Below are 24,167 nucleotides of genomic sequence, written 5' to 3'. Positions count from 1 at the left end.
ACCGCGTGAGCATTCAGGCGTTTCACGCGGCGGCACGGTCTTCCCGCTCTTTTTTTACCACCCGGCATTTTTTACAACCCTGCAGATTCAACATATGCGCAATAATGATCAGCAAAGCCCCGGTCGTGATAATGGCGGCCTCCAGCCCTTCCGGCGCCAGGAAATGCCCCGCCAGCAAACCCGCAAACCCCAGCGTGAACCACAGCAATGGCCACCAATGGCGGTGATAACGACGATATCCCCTGAAAAGCGCCGCATATCCCACCACGAACGACACCGCCAGCAATCCGTATTCCAGCCTGTCGTTCTCCAGCACTTCAAGCCCCAGCAAAGGCAAAGCCGTGATCAGCAAAGGCAGCAACGCGCAATGCAACGCGCAGGCGAGAGACGCACCGATCCCCACCGCGTCCAGGTTCCATTTTGAAAAGACATTCATCCGCATCCGTCAGAATTTATTTTGTGAGGGAACAAATCTACAGTACTTTTGCAACATTGTTGCAAATTAATTTATTTTTTCTGAGAATTATTAGCATCGATGGCTATCTTAGCCGCTCATAAATATAGAAATGCAACATAGTTGCCTTAAAGAACCGGGAAGGATATGATCTACACCAAAAACCTCGCGTACGCCCATCCCAACGGGCGCTTGCTGCAATTCCCCGATCTCGCCTGCGAAGGCGGGAATGCCCTGCTTATCACCGGGCCGTCCGGCGCCGGCAAAACCACGCTGCTGCACCTGCTGGCCGGCCTGCTGCGCCCCGCTTCGGGAGACGTACAGGTAGGCGGCACCTCGCTGCCACAGCTGAAACCTTCCGCCATGGACGCTTTCAGGGGAAAAAACATCGGGCTGGTTTTTCAGCGTTCGCATTTTATCGCTTCGCTGAGCATCAAAGAAAACCTCCTGCTGCCCGCCGCGCTGGTAAAAGAAGATCATCCGCGGGAACGGCTGCCTCTGCTGGCGGATAAACTCCGCATCACCGCACTGCTGCATAAAAAACCGGCTCAGCTCAGCCAGGGCGAACAACAACGCGCCTCCATCGCCAGGGCTTTGCTGCAAAGCCCGCAGGTGCTGCTGGCAGACGAGCCCACCGCCAGCCTCGACGATCATAACTGCGAAGCCGTCGCACAACTGCTGGCGGAACAGGCGCAACAGCAAAACGCCGCGCTGCTGATCGTTACGCACGACAACCGGTTGAAACAAATTTTCAAAGACCATATCCAGCTCCTATGATCCTTCGAATCGCGTTCAAAAATCTTTTACATAAACCGCTCTACGCCGTGCTTTGCTGGCTGCTGCTGGCCTGCAGCACCGCCGTGCTGCTCGTGCTCATTTCACTGAACCGCCAATCCCGCGAGCAGCTCGAAAAACAGATCGACGGCATAGACATGGTGCTGGGCGCCAAAGGCAGCCCCTTACAATTGATCCTCAGCAGCGTATACCATCTGGACGCGCCCACCGGGAATATTTCCCTCGCGGGAGCCGGCCGCTTTATGCAGCACCCGCTGGTGGAATCGGCCATCCCATTGTCGCTCGGCGATTCTTATCACGGTTACCGCATCATCGGCACCACGCCCGCCTACCTCGATAAATACCAGGTAAAACCCGCGTCCGGCAAGGTGTTCAGCCAGAGCATGGAAGTGGTGATCGGCGCTACCGTTGCGAAACGCACGGGTTTGAAAATCGGTCAAACTTTCGCGGGAACGCATGGCCTGGGCGAAAAAGGGCATGTGCATGAAGAACATCAGTACGTGGTAACGGGCATTTTGCCGCTAACCGGGCTTTCGCTGGACCAGCTGATACTTACGCCGCTCAACAGCGTCTGGCAGATCCATGAAACCGTGAAAAGTCATGACCGGGATGAGCACGATCATAAAAAAACCAGCGAAGAGGCCGTAATTTCACACGAAGGGCACGACGGTCATGAAGAGCATGATCATCACGAAGAAGCCGCTGAAAAAGCCGCTCCCGCAGGCGTGCCGTTTATGGCGATGCAGCCCGCGAAAGCGGAACAGCAGATCACCGCGGTGCTGATCAAATTCAGAAGCCCGCTGGCGCAATTGCAGCTGCCGAGGATGATCAACGAAAACACGAATATGCAGGCCGCCGTGCCCGCCATCGAGGTGAACCGGCTGCAATCGTTGCTGGGCGCAGGCACGGAGATACTCCGCATATTGGGCTGGCTGTTGGCCGGGCTGGCCGCCTGCAGTATCTTTGTAATGCTGGTACAGGGAACGCACGAACGCCGCTTCGAGCTGGCCCTGATGCGCAGCATGGGCAGCGGACGGGCAAAACTGCTGGGCCTCGTGCTTTCCGAAGCGGCCATGCTGGCTTTGGCGGGCATCATCGGAGGATTTTTGCTGAGCCGCGCCGCTTTGTTCCTTTTACAACAAGAGATCTTTACACATTATCACCTGAATTTTTCCAACGCCTGGAAAATCACCGCCGCAGACGGTTACACCGCGGCCGCCATCCTGGCCGCCTGTTTGCTGGCCGCGCTTTTCCCTGCTGTGAGGGCTTTCAGGCTCAATATTTCCAAAACGCTCGCCAATGCTTAAAACAGAAAAAATATTACTCGGCCTGATGGCTTTTTTGATGGTTTCCTGCTCCAACATTTCGCAGTACTGCAGACATGGCGGCGCTGCGGCCGGTTATCTCGGCCAGGTGCTGGAGCTCAGGCAAAAAGCGGGCGCCAGTCTTCCCGTTTCCACTACAGACGTGCCCATGACGCGGGTTTGGGTAGACACGGCGGCGGTGAACGTTTCCTGGAAACAGCTGGCGGACGTGATCTTCGACCGCAAGTGGGACGAAAAGATGCAGATGCCCATGCTTTACCCGTCCTTTTCACGCAACATCAAAGCCATGAACGGGAAAACGATCGTGATCAGCGGTTACGTGATACCGGTAGACGTAAAAGGCGGCATGTACGTGCTTTCCGCCAACCCGAACAGCTCCTGTTTTTTCTGCGGCGGCGCGGGACCGGAAACGATCATGGCGCTGAAATTCAAATCCGGCAAACCTGAATTTGAAACGGATGATTACGTGAAATTTAAAGGAAAGCTCAGGCTCAACGAGAAAAACATTTATGAATTATATTATAACCTGGACGATGCCGTGCTGATCGGCAAATAGTCTTAACTTTACAGGTCAGATTTTAAGCTGAATTGATATGTCAAAAAAAGCGATCTTCTATATCATCTTTTTTGTGCTGCTGAGCGTAGCTTTTATGGGCTATTCAGGGCTGATGATCAAAGAAGGCACGGGGGAATTTTTCGGGAAAGAGAAACTGCCGGTGCTGGGCACGCCCGGGCATAAAGTGCAGGGCTTTTCTTTTGTGGACCAGAACGGGGATACCATCACGCAGGACAATATGCGGGGGAAGATCTATGTGGCGGAATATTTTTTCACCACCTGCACCAACATCTGCCCCGTGATGAACAAGAACATGGAAAAGGTTTATGCCGCTTATAAATCGAACCCGAATTTCATGATCCTGTCGCACACCTCCGACCCGGATTATGATTCCATCCCGGTGCTGAAGGCATACGCCGAAAAACACGGCGCGGACGCGAAGAACTGGCATTTCCTCACGGGCAACAAACGCGAGCTGTATAAAATGGCGCGCGAAAGTTACCTGGTAGACGATGGCCAGTACACCGGGCCGGACGATTTCATACACACGCAATGGTTTGCGCTGGTAGACGGCGACGGCCGGATACGCGGGCTGTATGAAGGAACGAAAATAAAAGATGTGGAAAAGCTGATCACGGACATCGACCGGCTTGTACATGAATAAAAGTTTTTAACATGGCTTCAAAGAACAAAGAGCTTATTGTGGAACTGCTGAAGTCCAGCAAGTTGAGCGTGACGGATACGCGGGTGAAAATACTGGAGCTGTTCCTCAAAAGCAACGGCGCGCTCGAGCACGCGGATTTTGAGAAACTGAGCGGAAAGTCGTTTGACAGGGTTACGATCTACCGTACGCTGCAAACTTTCCTCGACAAAGGCATCGTACATAAGATCCCGACCACTGACACTTCCGTTCGTTATGCGATCTGCCGTTCGGAATGCCGCGAGCATGAGCATCACGATCATCATGTGCATTTCCGTTGTGAAGAATGCGGCAGCACGCAATGTCTTGAAGAAACGGACATCCCGGTGCTGTCTCTGCCGAAGGGATACGACGTTCACAATGTGGAAGTGGTGGTGAGCGGAGTTTGCAAGGCTTGTCACTAAATTATTTCTCCGAATTTTTTATAAGGCGCCCGGCATGGGGCGCCTTTTTTGTCACACGATCTTATCGATCTCCTGCTGCACGAAACCCGCCAGCTCTTTCACATATTCCGGTGAGAAATCGAAACGGATGCCCGCGGCGGCGTACAGTTCGCGGAGGGTTTTGGTGTAACCCAGGCTGAGCGCTTTTTCGTAATTGTCGAGCGCCTGCTGGGGATTTTCCTTGTATTGTTTCCACATTGCGATAGCGCCCAGTTGTGCAATACCATATTCGATGTAATAAAACGGCACTTCAAACAGGTGCAGCTGTTTTTGCCAGCTGCCGGCACGGAAATGCTCAAATCCTTCCCAGTTCACGTTTCCGGGAGAAAATTCATCCAGGATGCGCGTCCACGCAGCGGTGCGTTCTTCCACCGTATGCTGCGGATGTTCGTATACCCAATGCTGGAATTTGTCGATCGTGGCGATCCAGGGGAAGATCACGATCGCGCGCTCCAGCTGCTGCAGTTTCGCGCGGCGCAGTTCTTCGGGATTGTCAAAGAAAATATGCCAGTGGTCCATCGTAAACAATTCCATGCTCATGCTGGCCACTTCCGCGATCTCCATCGGGTATTCCTTAAAGGCGCTGAGTTTCAGCGGATGGCTGAGGAACGAATGTACGGCATGACCGCCTTCGTGCACCATAGTGGTAAGGTCTTTCATCTGCCCTGCGGCGTTCATGAAAATAAACGGCACGCCGGTTTCCGCCAGCGGACAATTATACCCGCCGGGCGCTTTGTTTTTGCGGCTGTCCAGGTCGAGACGGCCCATTTCTTTCATCACACTGAGACATTCCCCGAAAAACGGCCGCAGTTCATTAAAACATTGGATCGATTTGTTGAGCATTTCTTCGCCGCTTTTGAACGGTTCCAGCGGTTGCGTGCCTTCCGGCTCCGCGTCGCTGTCCCAGGGGCGCAGCTCGTCCAGCCCGAGTTTTACGCGCTGGCGCTCGAGCGTTTGGCGCACCAGCGGCAGGATATGTTCCTTGATGGCGGTATGGAACTGGAAACAATCTTCTTTGGTGTATTCGAATCTTCCGAGTTCCACGAATTTGTAGTCGCGGTAGTTTTCGTAACCGGCGTTCAGGGCAACCTGGTGGCGTTTGCCCACCAGCGAAGTGTAAAGCTCGTCCAGTTTATCCTTGTCCTGCAGGCGGCGGGTATTGGTTTTGGTGAATACTTCTTCGCGCAGGCTGCGGTCCGGGCTTTCCAGGAACTTGGCGGCCTGCTGCAAAGTAAATTCCTGACCGTTTATGTTGATGGTCATGGCCCCGGAGATCACGCCGAACTGTTGCGCCATTACGCTCAGTTCCGCCTGGATGGGAATGTTTTGTTCGTTGAACAGCTGCACTTGTTTTTGAACGTTGCGCAGGTATGTGAAATACAATTGCTGATCGAGCTGGTCTTTAAACCCGCTCGCCAGCAGCTTGCGGTTGAGCGCATCTGCGTAGGGCTGCAGCTTGGGCTGAATTTCCATGCAGAAGTAAGTGAACGCTTCTTCGTAAGATTTGTCCGCCGTGTCGCGCGTCATGCGGATCTGGCGCCAGCAGGCGTCTTCACTGATCACGGCTTCCAGTTCGCTGAGGTCCGCCAGCCACTTTTCCATGGTTTCTTTGCTGTCGATCTCCCTGTTCTGCAAGGTTTCGAAATACGGCTGCAATGCGTCCCAGGTGGTTACGGTAAAGTCTTTCGGTAAAAACTGCCTTGCCGGGGCAGTGATATGAGCATTTTGCATGATATAAAAATTAAGGATAGTAAAAATAAAGAAAAGGGCCGTACCATGTTCAAGGTACAGCCCAGTCCGGTATCGGCAGTTCTGTTTTATTCTTCTGTTTTCTTCTTACGGGTGGTCTTTGGTTTCTTTTCCTCTCCTTCTGCGGGCTCAGCGTCGGCAGCAGCTTTTTTAGCGGCGGCTTTTTTCTTCGGGGCCGGTTTCTCTTCGGCGGGCGTTTCGCCTGCAGCTTCTTCTTTCTTTGTTTTTGCCTTGGCTTTGGGTTTGGCTTCCTCCACAGGTGCGGGGGCAGCTTCTTCCGCTACGGTTTCTTCTGTTTCTTCCTCGAATTTCAGGAGGTCGTTCTTTTTGAGAATGGCGAACCATTTCACCATTTTCTTCATATCGCTTACGTATACGCGGTCTTCGTCGAATTCGGGGAATACGTTTTTGAAATATGCTTTGATGGCGTTGTTATCCGCTTTGGCGTCCGCAGGTGCAAACTGCGCTTCTTTTTCCTGCATTGCTTTGAAAACCGCTGTCAGGTTCACGTTGTCGCCCGTGGTGAATACTTCGATGCTCTCCAATGGGGTAAAATTATGTACCCGGGAAGATACGAAGCGGGTGCTTTTATCTTCCAGCGATCTTACAATAGCGCCGTCCTGTTTGCTGGCCAGCAATTGAAATAAACCGCCTAATCCGGTTACTGCAACAATTTCTCTGTACTGCATGAATTGATTTTTAAGAACGGCAAATATAAAAAATTAGCAATAGATATAATGCTGACAAATTTTCACCCCTTCCGCCCCGGCGCCGGCATTGCCGTAAAACCAGCCATAGAAGCGGATTTGGTTAAAATTGTTAATCCCGGGAGGGCCTGCTTGTACAGCCGTTCAGGATCTTTTCAGCAAAACCAGGCGAAATTCGGCCGGGCGTTCCGTCATTTTCCGTCCAACTGCAGTGCCACGGCGGATTTCCACTGTTTTACCCTGCCTTCGCCATCGTATGCCCTGACAAAAATAACGTAAATCCCCGGTGACGCGGGCATCCCGTTTTCCAGACTGCCGTTCCAGCCTATGCTGCCGCTGCTGCCTGCCATCACATTCTGCGCCAGTTGGCGAACGGCTCGGCCTTCGGCATCATACACGGTAATGTTGAAGGTGAAACCCGCCGCGGGAAGATTCCAGTGGATAAACGCCAGGTCGTCGTGACCATCGTTGTCCGGGCTGAACTTTTCCGGCTCCAGCCTGAAACCTTCTTCTCCCGCCGTCTCCGGCGCCCGGCGCGAATTGCGATAGCCCGGCGTGGCATAACCTGCGGTAGACGCGGCGGAATGCCAGTTTCCCGGCTCCGGCGCCGCTTTGTCCATCCACAGCCTTTCCAGCGATATGCCTCTCGTGTCGTGGAAAACATCTGTATGCATGGCCTTTTTGTAACCGAACTCGTCCAGCTCCAGGCCGTCTGCCCTCAACAATACCACCGTTCCTTCGTCCTGCGGCATAGACGGCAGCGCGGCGATATTTTCCAGGCGGCCCAGGCAGGCGTAATGCCGGCAAACCGAAACCGCATCTTCCGAAAACGCGATGTATTCGCCCGGCATCAGCAGGTAAGGCGTTTGCACCAGCGGCACGGCCGGTTTCAGCCCGCCCGGTTCGTCGCGCTGCGCGAAATAAAGACCGTTAAGCTCCACCGGCTTCGTGCTGCGGTTGTACAACTCGATAAAATCCTGCGCGCCCTGTGGCGGGTCAAACAGCAATTCGCTGAATACAAGATCGCCGGTATCGGCGATTTGTGGCAGGCCGTACCGTACGCTGACATCCGGTAACCCGCGGCCGGCGCAGTCTTTCAGGCCGGCCACGTTCAGATCGTAAATAGTTCCGGCAGTCATGGGCACCGTCAAACCGATCAGCAACGTACTGAACAACGGCGCATCCGCGCGGCCCGCCTGCGAAGCGGCCGCACTGTCCAACGGGGCGCTGAAGTGCAGGCGCACATGCTGCGCATCCGCCACGGAAACATGCAGCAGCCGCGGCAAAACGGGCGCTTCGATATTTTCTTCCACCCGGTTATTTTTCCCCGGCGTGCCGCCCGGCCCGAAATTCTCCGCGCAGGCGCAGGGCCATCGCACGTCCTTCATTTCAAGGCTCCAACCGCCCTGCGCCCGCACGCCGCCGCCATACCATTCCGCGCGGAAATCCACCGCATGTATCACTTGTCCTTTATTATCGTACAACACCATCAACTCCCCTTCATTCGAAATAGAAAATGAACTGCCGCCGCTGAGAGAAGGATAGAACATTGAAGCATTGGATGAGGAAGCGATCACCACTATACTGTCTGCTAACAACTTGTACGCAGGCAATACAGCGTGAATGCTTCTGCCTTTCAGCAACCATCCGCCCAGGTTAATATCTTTCCCGCTCACATTCCGCAGCTCCACGTATTCCGCTTCCGGCAAACCGGCCGTGGGCGAAGGATCTGCCATGATCTCGTGTATCAGCACATCGTAACGCCGCGGAACGTAAGGCGGCGTGGCGTCCAGCGGTTTTATCCCGATGTCGTCGAAAAAATGTTTGCCGAAAAACGATGCGGTGGATTGCCGTACCATCACGCCGAACCAGGCAGATAACATGTAGGTAGTATCCCTAACCTTACCTTCTTCCACGCCATCGGTATATAATGTCCATACGCCACCGGAAGTGCGGGTGACGCGCAGCTGCAGCGCGTGATTGGTAACGCCGTCCCGGCCGTCGATGAGCTTAGTGGTAAAACCTTCGCGGTTTTTGTAATAAAGGCTTACTTCATCCGTGGTATACCCGATGCGGACGAAATATCCCGCTTCCAGCTGCGGCGTTTCCGCGGTGAGAAACACGTCCGCATAATTCAGGGCGGAGGTGGAAAAGTCGAGATGCACCGTAAATTCCCACTGCGTGGCGAGCGCAGCGGCGGACGCGGTGGAAAGATAAAAGGAGCTGTTTGGCTGGGAATGACTGCTGCGGAGCATGCCGCCTTCTACCCGGAACGACGTGTCCATGCCCTGCCAGCGCGGGTTTTGAGAAAAATCACCGTCCGTAAAAGATTCTGAAAACTGCGCCGTGGCAGCCACGGGCAACAGGGCCATGAGGAGGCCGCAAACAATGGGTTGCATGATAGAACTATTTAATAGGTTAACAAACTCACCGAATTTAAAAAATTCTTCTTTTTCTGTATTAATTTTGGGTCCTCATTTTAATAATTAAATAAAACAATGAAAGTAGCCGTAGTAGGAGCGACCGGACTGGTAGGCTCTAAAATGTTGCAAGTACTCGCGGAAAGGAATTTCCCCGTAACGGAACTGATACCCGTAGCTTCCGAGAAATCTGTTGGCAAGGAAGTGACATTCAAGGGTAAGCAGTTCAAAGTTGTGAACGCGGATACGGCTATTTCCATGAAACCGAACGTAGCCATCTTTTCCGCCGGCGGCGGCACGTCCCTGGAATGGGCGCCCAAATTTGCCGCTGCGGGCATCACGGTGATCGACAACTCTTCAGCCTGGCGCATGGACCCTACCAAAAAACTGGTAGTGCCCGAAGTGAACGCCCATGCGTTGACGCCGGAAGACAAGATCATCGCGAACCCGAACTGTTCCACCATTCAAATGGTGTTGGTACTGGAGCCGCTGCATAAGAAGTATGGCATTCAGCGCGTTGTGGTTTCCACTTATCAATCCGTTACAGGCACCGGCGTAAAAGCCGTTGATCAGCTGATGAATGAGCGCAAAGGCGTTGAAGGCCCGAAGGCTTATGCGCACGAGATCGACCTGAACGTGATCCCGCAGATCGACGTGTTCCTGGACAACGGTTACACGAAAGAAGAAATGAAAATGGTGAAAGAAACCGTGAAGATCATGGGCGACGAAAATGTGAAAGTAACGGCCACGACTGTACGAATACCGGTAATGGGCGGTCATAGCGAAAGCGTGAACATCCAGTTCGCCAAAGACTTCGACCTGGCGGAAGTACGTAGCCTGCTGGCCGCTGCGCCGGGCCTGGTAGTGACGGACGATCCGGCGAACGCCGTGTACCCGATGCCGAAAGACGCACATGATAAAGACGAGGTTTTTGTGGGCCGCATCCGCCGGGACGAATCGCAGGCTAACACGTTAAATCTTTGGATCGTTGCAGACAACTTGCGTAAAGGCGCGGCAACCAACGCTGTACAAATTGCGGAATACCTCAATGAAAAGAACTGGTTATAAGCCGGTTAAAAAATAAATTTTAAAAAGGCTGAAGCGCGTTGTAACGTTCTTCAGCCTTTTTGTTTAAATCCTTTATGCAGTTGTAGCTCAATCAATTACCACTGGCTATTTTCAACCGATTTTTCAATTGGCTTTGGCCGGGAATTTCACAAGCCTGTCATCGAACCTTTAGGGTCAAGGAATTATACAGTTGAACATTTGGAATTTGTAATTTTTTATAGTAATTTCATTTCCCCGTCAAAAAAATACGATGTGGGTTATACGAAAATCTGTCGTTGCGTGCACTGAGAGCGTGCTACCTGTCCAACTATTATTCCTTCGTTCATTTTTTGTTAATGCATTGCTAATAAAAACTACACAGAAGTAGTATAGATATGTGAGGGATAAACTCCAACTTTGAATTACAATCCTATGCTAATAAATTCTTTATCTGACTTTTCCATGAAAACTAAACTATCAAACTAAACACCCTTTATCCTATGAAAACCAACACGAACCGTGAACTTTTGTTAATGCACAAGTTTACAGAAGAGTGGAGCACTAACTTTTCCTCACAAGTCTCCCGCATCATGAACATTGTCGATCAGAAAGATACATTAGACGGTATCATCCCGATCATCGAAGTAGCGAACGTTTATAACCAGCAGTTTGCGCAAACGAGGGTTGACAAAGAAAATCTATTGAAGAACCGTAAATCACGCCCATTTGAGTTTTTGATACACAAGAATTGATTTACTGTTTTCTTCCAACTGTTTCTGTCCTGTTCATGTATTGGTATTGACACTAGTTGCCGGAAGAACTTCCCCAAAAAGAGTTTTTCTCCGGTAACTAGTCCGGGAGGCAAAAAAGGCCATTATTCGTCCTGCGCGTGATTGAGAAAATTGATAAAGGGTTGCATCACCGCGAATTTTTTGAGTATTTCCCTAACTAATGTCGGCTGGATCGTTTCTTCATCAGTAAAGCCTGAATTCACCACCAGGCTTTTCAGTTTAATATATGCAATCGCCGGATTGTCTTCGTGATAACCCTGCGGAGCCGACTTCAGCGAATCGCCGTTCACTTTGCCGAATACGCGGATAAAGTCTTTCTGGCCAACGATGCCCTGAAACTCTTCAAAATTATAATCGATTTCCTGCCGCACTTTTTTGAGCACCGGCGCTTCGGGCATCCAGAGGCCGCCCGCTACAAAACTGTTTCCGCCCGGCTCCAGCTGGAAATAATATCCCGCATAAGGGCTCTTTTTGCCGCCCTTTGCGAAATACGCGCCCATATTGGTTTTGTAAGGCGTTTTGTCTTTCGAGAAGCGAACGTCTTTGTATATCCTGAACACACAATCTTTGACCTGCAACGATTCCATCGCCGGGTCTATGCGCGCCAAACCGTCTATCAACTGCCGGGTAAGGCTCTCGAAATCCTCTTTCGCCTGCTGATAATGGGTTTTGTTATCGTCGAACCAGGGCTTCTCGTTATGTTGCCTCAGGTCTTTCAGGAATTTCAATGTGGAACGTTGTAGCATAATTTTACCCCCATTTGGGCGCAAAAAGATACAAAAACTCCTGTTTGCCAAGCGGAAATTTTCCGCCGGGCAAAACAGGAGCATAAAAAAGGCCGGCTAAAATAACCGGCCTCCGAAGCATTGTGGTCGTGTTAAACCTTATTATATGAGCCTGTAAATTAAGGTCAGAATTTATAGATCGCCGCCAGCAAAACGTTGGCTGAAGAGCTTTTCGGCGCATCGTTCTTGTCGAAGAACACGTCTTTCGATCCGCTGTCGAACCGCACCTCGGGGATCAGCGTAAAGCCGCCTACCTTGTACTGAGCGGAAAGCGTGAGGGCGAAAATGTTCCCGCCTTCAGGATATTCCAGTTTATCAGTATATACTTTGATGTTGTCTTTATCGCCGAAATACTCGCCGCGCAGCGTGAAGCCCAGGCTTTCAACCGGGTCGTAGTTCAGGTACAGCGCGGAACCGTACCAGTTCGTGTTCACGCCGTTCTTATACATGGAGTACGTACCGTTGTAACCGAGGCCGAACTTGGGCGTAAGCTGATAAGTGATCACCGCGTCCAGCTGGTCGTTGCGGGTCTGGAATGTATCCCTGCCGCCGATATAGTTCAGGTAAAACTTGAACGGCACGCTGGAAGGCGCAAATCCATACTGTGCGCCGATGAATTTGATCCCACCCCAGGTGGCGGATTTGAAATCCGTCGGGTTAAACACCCCCACCATGAAGCTGTGCGACCCGAACGTCAAATCTGCCTTTACCCCGGTGTGGAAGAAGGGCCCATAGGAAAACATATATGACATGCTGTAGTTCCTGTTGGCGTAAGCGTCTACCAGTTCGTAGCCCACATGCGTGGAATAGCTGCCCATGGTGAATTTCAGCCATTCGGCCGGCGCATAGGAAATGTACAGCTGTTTGATGGCGAGACGGGTTTTGTCGTCGTTGTAAGAGAAGTCTTCCGCTCTTTTACCGAAACCGATATCCGCCACCATGCCCACATTTTTGAAGGAGCTTTCCAGCTTGAGGGAGATCATGTTCAATTCGAAAGAATTGTGCGTATTGGTAAAACTGGTCTTACCGTCGGTGCTTTCGTTGAAATTGTATTTATAATACACGTCGGCGGAACCGGACAGTTTAAAACCGGGAGGCAGTAAGCGTAAGGAATCCTGGGCCTGGGCAGACATAGCGAACAAGACAGCCAGGATTGCGAATAAACTTTTTCTCATCATCATGGGAATTTTAGAAAATTGGTTAATAAAATGATCGTCGAATGGCTGCTGATTTTACGTTAAGGCGCTGATTCGGCCGGGGCAAAGCGGGTCCGGACCGCTTGCCGCCACGGCGTTTTTCGGCTACCGTGGCGACAAACAATAATTCCGGATCAAACAAAAAAACTAAGTATACTGGTTGATAAAAATTGTAAGGGATGTAAGGACTAGTGGTGCTGAACACCTACTTCTTCCTCGGCGATCTTGCCATTGCCGTTGATGCTCATCATGTTCGGATGGTAGATCTCGTTGTGCTGGGTAACGTCCAGGCCGAGCTCTTCTTCTTCCTCAGATACGCGCAGCGGGTGAATGAAATTGATCAGCTTGAAGATAGCCCAGGATACGGTGAAGCTGTAAGCTACCACCAGCAGCAGGCCGAGCACTTGTTTGTAGAACAGGCTGAAGTTTCCGTAAGCCCAACCATCTGCCGCGGCAGGGTTGATAGCGGTGGAAGCGAACACGCCTGTGAGCAGCATGCCGGTCATACCGCCTACACCATGGCAGGGGAATACGTCCAGCGTATCGTCGATGGATGATTTGTTTTTGAAATGAACCACCAGGTTAGAGATGATCGCTGCAACGAAGCCGATGAAAAGGCTTTGGGGAACACCCACATAACCGGCGGCGGGCGTGATGGCAACGAGACCAACTACAGCGCCGATACAGAAACCGAGCATGGAAGGTTTGCGGCCGCGGATCACGTCGAAGAAGATCCAGGAGAGACCGGCAGCGGCAGTAGCAGTGTTGGTAGCAGCGAAAGCGGAAACGGCGAGGCCGTTTGCAGCCAGTGAAGAACCTGCGTTGAAACCGAACCAGCCGAACCAGAGCAGGCCGGTACCGATCAGTACGAAAGGAATATTGGCGGGCTGCAGTTCTTTTTTCTGGATGTGGTCCTTACGGCGTTTCAGCACGATGGCGCCTGCGAGGGCCGCGCAACCTGCGGAAATATGTACCACGGTACCACCCGCGAAGTCGAGCACGCCGAGTTTAAAGAGAATGCCTTCAGAATGCCATGTCCAGTGTGCAATGGGCGCATACACCAGGAGGCTGAACAGTACCATGAACAGTACGTAGGAAGTGAAGCGGATACGCTCGGCCACGGCGCCAACCACGAGGGCGGGGGTGATCACGGCGAACTTCAGCTGGAACAGCGCGAACAATAATAAGGGAATAGTGCCCCAGGGCTGCCCGGAACCTACGCCATTAAAGAAAAAGTAAGTGGTGGGGCTACCGATCAGGCCGCCCTGGGATTCGCCGAATGCAAGGCTGAAGCCAACCACCACCCAGATAATGCTGATGAGGCCGGTCGCGATAAAGCTTTGCATCATGGTAGAGATCACATTCTTTTTGTTCACCATACCTCCGTAAAAGAAGGAGAGACCAGGCGTCATTAAGAATACGAGGGTAGTTGCCACCAGAATCCAGGCAACATCTGCCGCGTTGTACTTGCTTGCGTCAGAAAAAGTAGGCACTGTTGGAAAAAAGATGCCAATTACTGCAAGCGCAGTCAAAAATATGAATGGCAGATAATCCTGAAATGAAATTTTCTTCATAGCGTATCGTTTTAAATTTCGTAATAAAAGTAGGCAGGTGATTTAAAACCTCAAATAGAAGGCCCGAAAATTGGAAAACTTTGAAAATATGGGGAAATATGGGGCTCCAAAAACAATCATATATCGATTAGTAATAATATAAATTATGTTTTTGGGTAATATGGAAGGGTAAAGAAGGGCTGAAAATGGAGTATAATTAGCTATTTATCAACGAATTAAAGCATATACGATCAACAAATTACGAAAATCTAATCCGGCGGTATGAATGTGCTACCGTAAATTTGGAAAAATGCCCCGAAAGACTTGACCATAAAGGATTTAAATATAATAAGGGATAATACTGTTTATCGAAAAACAGGACTATCCCTTCATTCATATTACAAATAATTCTATTTAATGTTTGTTGTTTCAGCAACTATTTCCGCTTCATATTCTCCAGTTCCTGCTGCATGGAAAACATCTGGTCGCGCAAACGGGCCGCTTCCATAAAATCCAGGTCTTTCGCCGCCTTTTCCATCTCCTTCCGCACCCGCTGGATCGATTTTTCCATCTGCGGAATGCTCTGGATCGTATTCTGGTTAAAAACAACTCCTTCGTCCGCCACCACGGCCATTTCATCGTGCACGGCGTACGGGCTGCTCTCGTCGAAGCTGCGGATAGACAATACAGACGTTTGCCCCATGATCTGCTCTTTCGATTTTTTCACCGTTTTCGGCACAATACCATGAATCTCATTGTATTTGCGCTGCTTTTCCCGCCTGCGGTCCGTCTCGTCGATCGTGCGCTGCATGCTGTCGGTGATCTTATCCGCATAAAAAATGACCAAACCGTCCACATTCCTCGCCGCACGGCCCGCTGTCTGCGTCAGTGAACGCTCGTCCCGCAAAAATCCTTCTTTGTCCGCATCCAGGATCGCCACCAACGACACTTCGGGCAGATCAAGCCCTTCCCTCAGCAGGTTCACCCCTACCAGCACGTCGATATTCCCCAGCCGCAGGTCGCGCAGGATTTCCACCCTGTCCAGCGTATCCACTTCGGAGTGGATATACCGGCTTTTTATATTGATACGATGCAGGTATTTGTCCATTTCCTCGGCCATGCGTTTGGTAAGCGTGGTCACCAGCACACGGTCGCCTTTCAGCACGCGTTTGTCGATCTCGTCCAGCAGGTCGTCTACCTGGTTTTTGCTCGGCCGCACTTCGATCGGCGGGTCCAGCAGGCCGGTGGGCCTTACCACCTGTTCCACTACGACGCCTTCGGTTTGTTTCAGTTCGTATTCGCCGGGGGTGGCGCTTACAAAAATCGTCTGGTTCAGCAGGTTTTCGAATTCATGGAAGTTCAGCGGCCGGTTGTCCAGCGCGCTGGGCAGGCGGAATCCGTAGTCTACCAGCGTCAGCTTGCGCGAGCGGTCGCCGCCGTACATCCCGCTCACCTGCGGAATGGTTACGTGGCTTTCGTCTATCACCAGCAGGAAATCTTTCGGAAAATAATCCAGCAGGCAAAAAGGCCGTGTTCCGGGCCTGCGCCTGTCCAGGAACCGCGAATAGTTCTCGATACCGCTGCAATATCCCAGCTCCCGGATCATTTCTATGTCGTAATTCACGCGCTCGGATAAACGCTGCGCTTCGATGAGCTTGCCTTCGGCTTTAAAATATTCCACCTGCGCGGCCAATTCGTCCTGTATTTCGTGCAGGATCTGCACCATCAGGTCTTTCGGCGCCAGGTAAAGGTTTGCGGGGAAAATGGCGGCCGTTTCCAGCACGCCGATGCGTTTGCCGTTGCTCACGTCGAAACTTTCGATCTCTTCGATCTCGTCTCCGAAGAACGTGATGCGGTAGCCGTAATCCACGTATGGCAGGTTAATGTCCACCGTATCGCCCTGCACCCTGAAGTTGCCGCGGTTAAAATCGCCGGTGGTGCGGCTGTATAAAGCGTTTACCAGCCCGTGCAGCAGCGTGTTGCGCCCGATGGTGAGCCCTTTGTGGATGCGGATGATCCCGTTTTCGAAGTCGGTCGGGTTACCCATGCCGTAAATGCAGGACACGCTGGCCACCACGATAATGTCCCGCCTGCCGGAAAGCAGGCTCGACGTGGCTCTCAGCCTCAATTTATCCAGTTCTTCGTTGATGGCGAGGTCTTTTTCGATATACGTATCGCTCACCGGCATGTAGGCTTCCGGCTGGTAATAGTCGTAATAACTCACGAAATATTCCACGGCGTTTTCCGGGAAAAACTGCCGGAACTCGCCATAGAGCTGGGCTACGAGGGTTTTATTATGCGTCAGCACCAGCGTGGGCTTCTGCGTGTTCTGTATCACATTGGCGATGGTGAACGTTTTGCCCGAGCCGGTAACACCCAGCAGGGTTTGAGCGAGCTCCCCGTCCTGCAGCCCTTCCGTCAGTTGATGGATGGCTGCGGGCTGGTCGCCGGCGGGTTTATATGGAGCCTGGAGTTTAAAAGGCATAAATTACTGATTTTGTATCCGGGAAAACGAATGTCGGATTTTATCGGGGGAATAACTTGTTAAAGTTTTCTGTTCTCAATTCAGATTTTCCGTCCGAAATTCGGGTACAAATTTCGACAAACCTGTTTACATGAAGAAACACTTTTTCGGCCTGGCGCTGGCAGCCATCATGCTGGCCGGCAGTATCCGGGCGAATGCCTGGGGCTCCACAGGACACAGAGTTACAGCGGAAATCGCGTCTTTTTACCTGACCGCCAAAGCCAAACTCGGCGTCAGCAAAATTATCGGCAAAGAAAGCCTGGCCATGATCGCCAACTGGCCCGATTTCATCAAATCCGACACCACCGGGCAGTATAACCATACTTCCAGCTGGCATTACCTCGATTTTCCCGGCCATATTTCCCGCCAGGAATTCGACCGGCTGCTGAAAGAAACAAAAGGCGAAAACCTCTACAGCCAGACGCTCGCCATGATCAAAGAGCTTAAAACAGCTTCCACCACGCCCGCGCGCAAACGTTTCGCCCTCGCCTTTCTCGTGCATATGATCGGCGACATGCACCAGCCCCTGCACGTGGGCCGCGACGAAGACATGGGCGGCAACAAGGTGCAGCTCAGCTGGTTCGACCGGCCTACCAATCTTCATAAGGTCTGGGATGAATACCTCATCGATTTCCAGCAGTACAGCTATACCGAATACACCAACATCCTCACCCGCGTGGTAACGCCCGCCGATGTAAAAACCATGCAGTCCGGCGGCATTCCCGACTGGATGTACCAGTCGCATATACTGTCAGACAAAGTGTACGACGGCTCCCCCAACGGCGCGAAACTGAGCTACCGTTATAATTATGTGTTCGTGAACGACCTGAACAACCAGCTGCTGAAAGGCGGTCTCAGGCTGGCGAAAGTGTTGAACGATATTTACCGGTAAAAGTTCTTAAATACTTCCTTTCATATACAACATCTGCCCCCGAAGAGCTTATCTGGCGGGGCATTCCCGTGAAAGAATTATTAAATACTTTTTTAATAAAAAAAGAGCGTGCAGTATTTGCGCGCTCTTTTTATGCTAAGCCGTTTATGAAACCGGCTACACCAGGTCGATATCGAAATTCACGAGCTGAACGAACTGTTCGAGCCTCGCGCTGATATCCTCTTTCGTGATCTCCCGCAGCTTCTGTGCGCCGAATTTTTCCACGCAGAAAGAAGCCATGGCGGAACCTACGATGATCGCGGTTTTCATGTTCTCGAAGGAAATATCCTTTGTTTTGGCGAGGTGGCCTACAAATCCGCCCGCAAAAGTGTCTCCCGCGCCGGTGGGATCGAATACTTCATCCAGCGGCAGGGCGGGCGCAAAAAACACATGATTTTCATGGAACAGCAACGCGCCGTGTTCGCCTTTTTTGATGATCAGGTATTTCGGGCCCATGGTCAGGATCTTTTTCGCCGCTTTTACGATGGAAAATTCACCGGTCAGCTGGCGGGCTTCACTGTCGTTCACCATCAGCACATCCACCATTTTGAGGGTTTTGAGCAGGTCTTCCAGCGCCACGTCCATCCAGAAGTTCATCGTATCCATTACGATCAGCTTCGGGCGCGGGTTCATCTGGTTGATCACGCTCATCTGCACCTGCGGGGTGAGGTTGCCGAGGATCAGGAATTCGCTGCCCTGGTAAGATGGCGGGATCACCGGCTGGAAATCCGCCAGTACGTTCAGTTCCGTCACCAGCGTATCGCGCGAGTTCATGTCCAGGTGGTAGCGGCCGGCCCAGTAAAAAGATTTTTCATCTTTTTTCACCTGCACACCGTCCATCGCAACACCGCGGTTGACGAGGGCGGTCAGTTCTTCCTGGGGAAAATCTCCCCCGATCACAGACACCTGGTTTATGGGCTGCACAAAATTGGAAGCCGCCCATGCGATATATGAGGCGGAACCGCCCACGATCTTATCTGATTTCCCGAACGGCGTTTCGATATCGTCGAACGCCATGGTGCCCACTACGGTAAGAGACATGTATAAAAAGATTAGAGGTTTAAAAACGCAGCAAATGTAACAAATTCGCTATTAAACCTTTACTTTCTTCCAGTTCCCTCTCCGGAATATAATAATGGCCGTTACGGCTATGGACGATTCGGCGATCACGATGGCCCAGAATACGCCGGTGGGGCCCCATTTGAGCACGATGGCCAGCAGGTAGGCCAGCGGGATCTGCAGCAGCCAGAAACCGAACAGGTTGATGTAGGTCGGCGTTTTCGTATCGCCGGCGCCGTTAAACGATTGCGCCATCACCATGCCGAAAGCGTAAAACACGTACCCGATGCTGATCAGCCGCAGCCCTTCGATGCCATAAGCCAGCACGGCAGGGTCCTGCGAGAACACGCGTAAAATATCCGGCGCGAACACCATAAAGATCACGGAAATGCCGCCGAGGAAAAACATATTGAGGTAAGCGGCTTTCCAGACGCTTTTTTCAGCCCTTTCCGGCTCCCCCGCGCCCAGGTTCTGCCCCACCAGCGTGGCTGCTGCATTGGCAAGGCCCCAGGCCGGCAATATCGCGAACACGATGATGCGGATCGCGTAAGTATATCCGGCCATCGCGTCTTCGCCGAACTGCGAAATAATGCGCATCAGGAAGATCCAGCTGGCGGAACCGATCAGCATCTGCAAAGCACCGCCCGCGGCCAGTTTCATCATTTGCAGGATAACGGGGAGCCTTGGCTTGATATGCCGCCAGTTGACGGTGATCGTTTTTTTACCGCCCAACAGGTAATACACCTGGTAGACCACCCCGGTGCCGCGGCCGATCATGGTGGCGATGGCCGCGCCTTCCAGCCCCAGCGGCGGCAGAGGCCCCCAGCCGTAGATAAGCAGCGGGCACAGCACGATATTAAGGGCGTTCGCTAGTACCAGGCTTTTCATGGCAATGCTGGCGTCGCCGGCGCCGCGGAAAATTCCGTTGATGATGAACAGCAGCACGATCACCGCATTGCCGCCCATGGCGATTTTAGTATAGCCCTGCCCGTATTCCGCCATCGCCGCGTCTGCACCCATCAGCAGCAATATTTCCCGGGACCAGATCAATCCCACGATGCTCACCACGAGCGAAAATCCCAGCGCCAGGTACAGCGCCTGCACCGCGCCCTTCGACGCGCCTTCCGGGTCTTTTTCCCCGATCCGGCGCGCTACCATTGCGGTTGCGGCCATGCTGATGCCGAAAGCCAATGCATAAATAAGGCTCAGCACCGATTCCGTCAGCCCCACGGTGGCGATGGCCGCCTTGCCGAGGTGACCCACAAAATAAGCGTCTACCAGTGCGAAAAGCGATTCCATGCTCATTTCCAGCACCATCGGGATGGCCAGCAAAATGAGCGCGCGGTTGATGCTTCCTTCGGTATATACCCGTTCTTCCCCTTTCAGGGCTTCTTTGATAAGCGTAAATAGTTTTTTTGTACGCGACATTACGTGCGACATTGTTTCACTTGTTTTCAGTAATTAAAAGGAGATTACATAGCGTTTCAGCTGAAACGCGGATCGTTGAGAGCGAGGTTTGTCAGCATACAGCAGCCGACTGATCAGATTATCATATGCAGTGGATTGAAGGCCACAAAGGTAAATGATTAGTTGATCCGGCCGCGCGTTATTTTACGAAACGGCATCGTCCACCCGCCCGGCATGACGAAAGGATTTTGTCAGGAAAAGCCCTCCGGTAAAGGAAGTGAGGCGCACAACCCGGTAATTTTCAAATATTTCCGTGCCGGATTGTAACATTTGAAGTCCTTCCCCGTTTTACCCACGTATCACAACCGGAAACATAACTGAAATCCAGATTATTTAACGGAAACCATGCTTGGATTTCACCCATGCCCCAGGGAACAGCGGCGCTGTGATCAGTCCGCTGTTCCGGAGCATGTTTCTTCCTTTAATGTTACTTTATATTCTTTTAGTTGATAGATGGATCGGACTGTCCTGTTACGTTTAACAGGGCAGTTTTTTTTATGCCCCGCATAAAAAGAGAGCAGCCGGACGCGCCCGGCTGCTGATTGTATATGAATAGGATATGGTTCATGGTGGGAAAGAATTCCCGGTAAGAACGTCTTTCTGCGTTTGCATTAATTTTTCAACACCTTGAATTCCGTTCGCCTGTTGAGTTGGCGACCTTCAGGATTGTCTTTGCCGTTGGGCAGCGTGTTAGGCGCCACCGGCCTCGATTCGCCGTAACCTTTGCTGATCACCCTGCTGGCGGGAATGCCTTTGCCGATGAGATAATCCACGCAGGATTTGGCCCTGGCGTTGGACAATTTCAGGTTGTAGGCGTCCGTGCCTTTGCTGTCCGTATGCGCGCCCAGCTCGATCTCCATTTTGGGATTATCCAGCAGGAGATAATACAGGGTATCCAATATCACTTTCGATTCGGGCCGCAAGGTGGCTTTGTTGTAATCGTAGAAGATGTCGTTGATTACGATCGGCTTGTCGATCTCAAAACGTTTCAGGCAAACGGTGGGGTTCATCATGGAATCGACCATAGACAACTGCTCCGTATTGAAGGTGTAATTCTTCGAGAAATAATTGTCTTTCTCGATCACCACGCGGTATTTTTTATTCATTTCCACTTCGAACATGTAATTACCCGCAATACCGGACTGCTGCACTTCCACGGCTTTCTGCGCGCTGTCCAGCAAAGTGATCTTCGCGCCCTGCAGCGGTTTGTTGGTCTCGCAGTCGAGCACCATGCCGCCGGCCATTTTCACCCTTCTTTTAAAAGCGAATATTTCCAGGCAGCAGATGGACTCGCGGTCGGAACTGATGAAGCCTTTCTGTGTGGCGCTGGCGGGTGTAAGCCCGGCGTAATACTGATCGTCTTTCGCGGAGTTGATGGGGTAACCGAGATTTTCGGGGGCGGACCATGCGCTGCTGAAATCGCCTTTGCTGGTGAAAAAGTCCATGCCGCCGAAACCCACGCGGCCGTTGGAACTGAATACCAGCACCTGTTTCGCGGGATCGTAGAACGGCGCGCTTTCGTCGCCGGGGGAGTTGAGCGTTTTGCCCATGTTGCTTGGCTCGCTGAGGCTTCCGCCCGTGATGGCCGATACCCAAAGGTCGAATTTGCCGGCGCTCCCGGGGCGGTCCGAAACGAAGAGCAGGTATTTTCCGTCTGCCGTCACGAACGGTTCTTTATCGCTGTAATCCGCTTCTTTGAAGATCAGCTGCGGCTCCGTCCATCCGTTGCCGCTGCGGGTGCTGCGGTAGATCGCGGATTTTTTGTTGCCGTCTTTTACGGTCCAGCGCGTTACGTAAAGCGTATTGCCATCCGGCGTGAGGGAAGCAACGCCTTGCTCCACGCCTTTTTCCATGGGGATGGATACTTTTTCGCGGCTGTTGAAATTGTTATCGTCGCCCGTTGCAACATACAAGGTGTTCACGAACGGGTTTGTTTTTTTATTGATAAGCGTAGAATCCAGGCGGGAAGAAGTGAAATAAAAAGTGCCTTCGTTCACCGGTACGGGCGCATAATTGGCGCCGCCTTGGTTGATGTTGCCGGTTACTTTTTCCACTTCGAACCGCGGCGGGTATTTCATTTCCTCGATGGCAAATTCGCAGTTTTTGATCTCGAGGTCGGCCGTTTTTGAAGGCTCGTCGAATGCTTTATACCCGCTTTTGAATTGTTTGAACTGTGCGAGCGCTTTTTCGTAATCGGCCGCCGTTTTTGCATTAGCTCTTACGCAAACCGCGAACCAGTAGCGGGCCAGCGGGAATTGTATTGGGTCGAAATTGGTGGCTTCTTCATAATATTTGGCGGCGTTGCCGAAGTCGCGGTACATGCGGTACGATTCGGCGAGGCGGTACACGACCTGTTCGTAATCCTTGAGCTTTTTTTGTTTGTTCTTGCCGTCTTTATCCAGCTGGTAGGGCCTGTATTCGCCGGGTTTCACGGCGAAGGTGCCCAGCGCCTTGCTGTAATATTGCGCGGCGGAATAAAAATCCTTCTGCTCGAAATAAAGATCGGCCGTGCGTTTGTAATCCTGTACGTACTGGGCTTTCAGGGACCCGAAGATCCCCGTCAGCGCCAGTATGCATATGAGTGTAATTCTTTTCATAAGGTGCATCGTTTGATGTGAGCGGGGCGGTTATAACCTCGGGCAAATGAAATATTCGGGCTGCATGATCCTGCGTTTGCGGCCGATGAAAGACAACGACACTTCGAAAGCATTGCTGCCTTTGGTGAGCCTGCGCAGGTTAGACGTATTGGCGTCGTAGCTGAGGCCGAGGGTGAAATTTTTGTAATGGAAACCTGCGAACGGCGATACCGCGTCGTTGATGCGGTAATTGGCGCCCAGCAGCAGGTCGAATTCCAGGTTCACCCTGATCTGCGAATACACGCCCGCAACGATCTCTTCGGCGTTGCCCTGGCGCATGTAAAGACCGTGCGGCGTAATGCCCACCATATCGGTAAGGCGTATACGCGAACCACCATGCACGGTGTATCGGATGGGCAGCGAACGGCTTTCCTTATCTTCCGCTACAAACGGGTCGTCTGGTTGCGTAAGGTGCGCGCCCGCTACCCCGATGAATGGGTTAAAGCGGTGGTTGGGGTTTCCATCAAACAGGAGAAGGCCGGCATTGGCGTCAAAAACAGTGGATGAAGTAGCCCTCAGCGTTTCGCCGGAAGGGATGCTCGGGTCGAAGCCCATTACGGGGTTGTACTGGCTGCCCAGCTGGAATTTGCTCTGGTCCACCCGGCGATTGATCACCCCCGCCTGGATGCCCGCTACCAGCTGCGTGGTACCGTTCTTACCCATTTTTACGCCGCTGTACGAAACGGTGGCCATTGCATTGAAATAGTTGTAACCTGCATCGCCGGCGGACATATTCAGCGCGGTAACGCCCAGGCCGAGATTTTTCTTCGTTGGCGCATCGAAAGACACACCGGCCGTTGAATACGGGTTTCCGAAATTCGCCCATTGGTTGCGGTAATTTCCGGTAAGCCGGTAATCCCCGTCTATCACGCCCGCCAGTGCAGGGTTCAGCCATAAAGGATAAGCATAATACTGGGAAAAATGCGGGTCAACCTGCGCGCGTGCCGGATTTGCAAGCAAGGCGCAAAGGAGCGTCACAGTGATTAATATTTTATTCTTCATAGGAACATTTTTTTTGAGTTTGAGTTA

General features: G+C 52.0%; 20 protein-coding genes. 8 read left to right on the top strand and 12 right to left on the bottom strand.

Annotation, left to right across the window (positions count from 1 at the left end; translation table 11 throughout):
• Positions 1 to 22: 22 nt before the first annotated feature.
• Complete coding sequence (locus J7I43_RS12905) at positions 23 to 436, bottom strand: MerC domain-containing protein (protein WP_209146092.1); 414 nt, start codon at positions 434 to 436, stop codon at positions 23 to 25.
• Between the two features lie 165 nt (positions 437 to 601).
• Between J7I43_RS12905 and J7I43_RS12900 the strand changes: the two genes are divergently transcribed.
• From J7I43_RS12900 to J7I43_RS12880, 5 genes are read left to right on the top strand one after another with little or no spacing between them, the layout of a single operon-like run.
• Complete coding sequence (locus tag J7I43_RS12900) at positions 602 to 1,231, top strand: ABC transporter ATP-binding protein (protein WP_209146091.1); 630 nt, start codon at positions 602 to 604, stop codon at positions 1,229 to 1,231.
• Positions 1,228 to 2,556: an ABC transporter permease gene (locus J7I43_RS12895; RefSeq protein ID WP_209146090.1), complete on the top strand. Its 1,329-nt coding sequence runs from the start codon at positions 1,228 to 1,230 to the stop codon at positions 2,554 to 2,556. Before J7I43_RS12900 ends, J7I43_RS12895 begins: the two co-directional genes overlap by 4 nt.
• A complete protein-coding gene (locus J7I43_RS12890; RefSeq protein WP_209146089.1) occupies positions 2,549 to 3,130 on the top strand; it encodes a hypothetical protein in 582 nt (193 codons plus the stop codon). The genes J7I43_RS12895 and J7I43_RS12890 overlap by 8 nt, the downstream gene beginning before the upstream one ends.
• A 37-nt stretch (positions 3,131 to 3,167) precedes the next feature.
• A complete protein-coding gene (locus J7I43_RS12885; RefSeq protein ID WP_209146088.1) occupies positions 3,168 to 3,794 on the top strand; it encodes an SCO family protein in 627 nt (208 codons plus the stop codon).
• 11 nt (positions 3,795 to 3,805) lie between these two features.
• Positions 3,806 to 4,234, top strand: coding sequence for a Fur family transcriptional regulator (locus J7I43_RS12880; protein ID WP_209146087.1), 429 nt, complete (start codon positions 3,806 to 3,808; stop codon positions 4,232 to 4,234).
• Positions 4,235 to 4,285: 51 nt separating this feature from the next.
• On the opposite strand, the gene J7I43_RS12875 is transcribed toward J7I43_RS12880, so the two are convergent.
• The 3 genes from J7I43_RS12875 to J7I43_RS12865 all read right to left on the bottom strand — a co-directional run bounded on the left by J7I43_RS12875 (position 4,286) and on the right by J7I43_RS12865 (position 9,128).
• Entirely contained in the window at positions 4,286 to 6,004 is a 1,719-nt protein-coding gene (locus J7I43_RS12875) for a M3 family oligoendopeptidase (protein WP_209146086.1), read from the bottom strand.
• An 86-nt stretch (positions 6,005 to 6,090) separates the two neighbouring features.
• Entirely contained in the window at positions 6,091 to 6,711 is a 621-nt protein-coding gene (locus J7I43_RS12870; protein WP_209146085.1) for a DUF5606 family protein, read from the bottom strand.
• A gap of 209 nt (positions 6,712 to 6,920) precedes the next feature.
• Positions 6,921 to 9,128: a lamin tail domain-containing protein gene (locus J7I43_RS12865; protein ID WP_209146084.1), complete on the bottom strand. Its 2,208-nt coding sequence runs from the start codon at positions 9,126 to 9,128 to the stop codon at positions 6,921 to 6,923.
• Positions 9,129 to 9,227: 99 nt separating this feature from the next.
• On the opposite strand from J7I43_RS12865, the gene J7I43_RS12860 reads away from it, so the two are divergent.
• Positions 9,228 to 10,217 carry an aspartate-semialdehyde dehydrogenase gene (locus J7I43_RS12860; protein ID WP_209146083.1) on the top strand — a complete coding sequence of 330 codons (990 nt, stop codon included), beginning with the start codon at positions 9,228 to 9,230 and terminating at the stop codon, positions 10,215 to 10,217.
• A gap of 479 nt (positions 10,218 to 10,696) precedes the next feature.
• A complete protein-coding gene (locus J7I43_RS12855) occupies positions 10,697 to 10,948 on the top strand; it encodes a hypothetical protein (protein WP_209146082.1) in 252 nt (83 codons plus the stop codon).
• A 122-nt stretch (positions 10,949 to 11,070) separates the two neighbouring features.
• Here J7I43_RS12855 and J7I43_RS12850 read toward each other — a convergent pair whose 3' ends face one another.
• From J7I43_RS12850 to uvrB, 4 genes are all read right to left on the bottom strand, one after another.
• The gene (locus J7I43_RS12850) at positions 11,071 to 11,733 is read right to left on the bottom strand and encodes a DUF2461 domain-containing protein (RefSeq protein ID WP_209146081.1); all 663 of its coding nucleotides are present in this window, start codon (positions 11,731 to 11,733) and stop codon (positions 11,071 to 11,073) included.
• A gap of 164 nt (positions 11,734 to 11,897) precedes the next feature.
• On the bottom strand, positions 11,898 to 12,905 hold the full coding sequence (locus J7I43_RS12845; protein ID WP_236023393.1) for a porin: 1,008 nt from the start codon (positions 12,903 to 12,905) through the stop codon (positions 11,898 to 11,900).
• Positions 12,906 to 13,156: 251 nt separating this feature from the next.
• Positions 13,157 to 14,542 carry an ammonium transporter gene (locus J7I43_RS12840; RefSeq protein ID WP_236023361.1) on the bottom strand — a complete coding sequence of 462 codons (1,386 nt, stop codon included), beginning with the start codon at positions 14,540 to 14,542 and terminating at the stop codon, positions 13,157 to 13,159.
• A 415-nt stretch (positions 14,543 to 14,957) separates the two neighbouring features.
• Positions 14,958 to 17,006 (bottom strand): excinuclease ABC subunit UvrB, encoded by a 2,049-nt coding sequence (uvrB, locus tag J7I43_RS12835; protein ID WP_209146078.1) that lies wholly within the window; start codon positions 17,004 to 17,006, stop codon positions 14,958 to 14,960.
• Between the two features lie 130 nt (positions 17,007 to 17,136).
• Here uvrB and J7I43_RS12830 point away from each other — a divergent pair, with 130 nt between their 5' ends.
• A complete protein-coding gene (locus tag J7I43_RS12830; RefSeq protein ID WP_209146077.1) occupies positions 17,137 to 17,937 on the top strand; it encodes a S1/P1 nuclease in 801 nt (266 codons plus the stop codon).
• Between the two features lie 156 nt (positions 17,938 to 18,093).
• Here J7I43_RS12830 and J7I43_RS12825 read toward each other — a convergent pair whose 3' ends face one another.
• The 4 genes from J7I43_RS12825 to J7I43_RS12810 all read right to left on the bottom strand — a co-directional run bounded on the left by J7I43_RS12825 (position 18,094) and on the right by J7I43_RS12810 (position 24,140).
• Positions 18,094 to 19,017, bottom strand: a complete 924-nt coding sequence (locus J7I43_RS12825; RefSeq protein ID WP_209146076.1) for a PfkB family carbohydrate kinase — start codon at positions 19,015 to 19,017, stop codon at positions 18,094 to 18,096.
• Positions 19,018 to 19,068: 51 nt separating this feature from the next.
• Positions 19,069 to 20,475, bottom strand: a complete 1,407-nt coding sequence (locus J7I43_RS12820) for an MATE family efflux transporter (RefSeq protein ID WP_209146075.1) — start codon at positions 20,473 to 20,475, stop codon at positions 19,069 to 19,071.
• Between the two features lie 638 nt (positions 20,476 to 21,113).
• Positions 21,114 to 23,099 (bottom strand): OmpA family protein, encoded by a 1,986-nt coding sequence (locus J7I43_RS12815; RefSeq protein ID WP_209146074.1) that lies wholly within the window; start codon positions 23,097 to 23,099, stop codon positions 21,114 to 21,116.
• A 30-nt stretch (positions 23,100 to 23,129) separates the two neighbouring features.
• Entirely contained in the window at positions 23,130 to 24,140 is a 1,011-nt protein-coding gene (locus tag J7I43_RS12810) for a PorP/SprF family type IX secretion system membrane protein (protein ID WP_209146073.1), read from the bottom strand.
• Positions 24,141 to 24,167 lie beyond the last annotated feature (27 nt).

The sequence above is a fragment of the Chitinophaga chungangae genome, assembly GCF_017742215.1.
GTDB classification, from domain to species: domain Bacteria; phylum Bacteroidota; class Bacteroidia; order Chitinophagales; family Chitinophagaceae; genus Chitinophaga; species Chitinophaga chungangae.
Note: the sequence above shows the minus strand (reverse complement) of the source record. Positions and strands in the feature narration are given on the sequence as shown.